Genomic DNA, 2,460 nt, shown 5'->3' with positions numbered 1-2,460 from the left:
TCCTTACCAAGCTCCGGAATATATCTTGGCCGAAAAGCGATCTCTTTCATAAATTCATTCGCCAAATCATAGGCATCCAGATGTCGCCGTTCTGTACAATAGACTTGGATTAAAGCAAGCGTCATTAACGTATCATCGGTAACAATGCCTTGGCCTCTCATTCTTCCGAGCCTTGCGGTTTCCGGCAGATCAGCCTTCCACCAGTTGGTCATCGTGGTTTCTACTCTTCCGTATTTCTGTTTGATATCGCTGTAAGTCATTTTCTCGACAACAGCACCCATAGCATCGCCGAATGCAGTGCCGAACACTACACCTTGGACTCGATCTGAAAAAGAAATCATCCTTTCACTCCCTTACCGGAAGTGCGGGGCCGCCTGGCCCCACACTTTGCAGTAAATTGTAAACCCTTGAAGGTTATTACTTATTTAATCATTTGATTTGCGTAATCTGTAATTTCTTTACCGCCTGCGGCGTACCAATCTTTCACAAACTTGTCGAATTCAGCTGTGGTTTTCTTGCCCATGACCACATTAACTTCGAACTCTTTGTAAAGCGCAAGGGCTGCATCCCACTTAGGTGCCAGCTCGCCAGGAATGACAAAGATGTTGTCTTTGGTGGACATGGAAGCGACCATATCCAGTGACTTAACGGCTGGTTCCACCAAGAAAGGAGTGGATGCATCAAATGGTTTGTCTGGCTTGAAGCTGATCGTGTTCTCGATAAAGTGAGGATACCATGCAGCAAATTTGTCCGTCATTTTGATTTTGTTATCAACGATCGTATATTCCTGGCCTTCAACACCAAGCTTATCGAGCATTTGGCCTTTCGGGCTAGCCATAAACTCCAACACGGCAAAAGCCATTTCTTTATTCTTGGACGTCTTGGAGATAGCAAATCCGCGGCTTTCTTTACTTACATCAATCGGGATATATCCTTGGGCTTTACCCTTTGCTGGCGGAAGAGGCATTACTTTAGCATTTGCTCCGTTCTGACCAACGGATTTACTGTTATAGATGTCAATAACTTTACCTTGTCTACCCGAGATTATAGCTGCCTGACCGTCATAAAATGCTTTCTCTTTCAAGTCAAACTTTTTAGTCAGGAATTCAGGGTCAATTAACCCTTCCTTATACAGCTTGGCGTAGAAATCCAATTTATCTTTCTCAGCCTGAGTGGTTGGGCCAAAAGCGTATTTCCCATCGGCACCTTTGATCCAGGTGGAGGTTAAGCCGAATGCCTGATTGAACATAACATCGATTTCCTCAAGTGTTCCTGCAGTCGTATAAACGAATTTGGCGCCGCTCTTTTCTTTCAACTCTTTGAAGAAGGTATAGTAGTTCTCAATGGTGGGGTCAGCCAATAAAGCTTTACCCGATGTGGTTTTGTCGAACCAGTCTTGACGCACAACCGGAACCGAGCTTGCTGTTGGAGCCGGCCATACCACGAATGGATAGTTCTTCAATCTCTCTTTGTTAAAAGGACTGAGTGATGCTTTGAAGTGGGTAGATTTTTCCACATACGGAGTCAAGTCTTCGAGAATTTTTTGCGTGATCGCGAATTGGTAGTCCCCGCCCTGGAAGTAGATCAAGTCCGGAATATTCCCTGTTTGCAGAAGCAAGCCCAGCTTTTCGGAGTAGGTGCCCGATTGCACAGGAACAATCTTGATTTTAACGTTCTTTCCTTCTGCTTTCATGCCTTCTTCGATGCCTGTAATCAACTTCTGGGTATTCGGATCATCAGCTGGGAAATCCTTGTCTACTATCGAAATTGTAACAGGCTCTGTGGTGGCAGGTGATGTGGCAGGTGCTGTGGCTGATGGTGACGGTGATTCGGTTGACGACTTATTACTAGTACAAGCTGTTGTCACTACCATCATGATTGCAATCAACATGAACAGTGTTTTCCTCATTGGTGCTTCCTCCAATAATAGATTTTATTTATTCTTTTACGCCGCCATCCATCGTTCCCTTCGTGTAATACTTCAGGATTATAGGATAGAGCATTAGAATCGGGACCATGGCAATCACAATTGTAGCCGCCTTTAATGCGGAGAAATCGAGCTGCGCTATATTGTTATTTTTCAAAATATCGACTGCTCCGACTAAAGTTGTAGTGTCTCTTTCCACAACGAATTGTCTGAGCAACACTTGCAGCACGGTGTTCTCGCGACTAGACAAGAAGATACTGGATTTGAAAAATTCATTCCATCTCGCTATTGCATAGAACATGCCGATGGTTAATAAAGGGATCCGGGAAAGCGGAACGACGATTCGCAGGAACATTCGCATATGGCCTGCCCCGTCGATCTTGGCTGCTTCTATTAAAGAATCGGGAATGTCCTCAATAAACCGCATCATGATAATTAGGTAGAATACATTAATGGTTCGGTATATCACCATCGCCCAAAGACTATCCAGCAAATGCAGATCCTTGATGACCAAATATTCTTGAACAATCCCC

General features: G+C 44.4%; 3 protein-coding genes. All 3 read right to left on the bottom strand.

Features of this window, described 5'->3' with window-relative positions:
* On the bottom strand, positions 1-341 hold a 341-nt coding region (locus tag AC1DWB_RS33620; protein WP_477545433.1), incomplete at its 3' end, for an ADP-ribosylglycohydrolase family protein.
* 80 nt (positions 342-421) lie between these two features.
* Positions 422-1,909 (bottom strand): extracellular solute-binding protein, encoded by a 1,488-nt coding sequence (locus tag AC1DWB_RS33615; RefSeq protein ID WP_477545432.1) that lies wholly within the window; start codon positions 1,907-1,909, stop codon positions 422-424.
* A 28-nt stretch (positions 1,910-1,937) separates the two neighbouring features.
* Positions 1,938-2,460, bottom strand: a 523-nt coding sequence (locus AC1DWB_RS33610) for a carbohydrate ABC transporter permease (RefSeq protein ID WP_477545431.1), incomplete at its 5' end; no start/stop codon positions are given.

The sequence above is a fragment of the Paenibacillus sp. P4_E11 genome, assembly GCF_056401635.1.
Note: the sequence above shows the minus strand (reverse complement) of the source record. Positions and strands in the feature narration are given on the sequence as shown.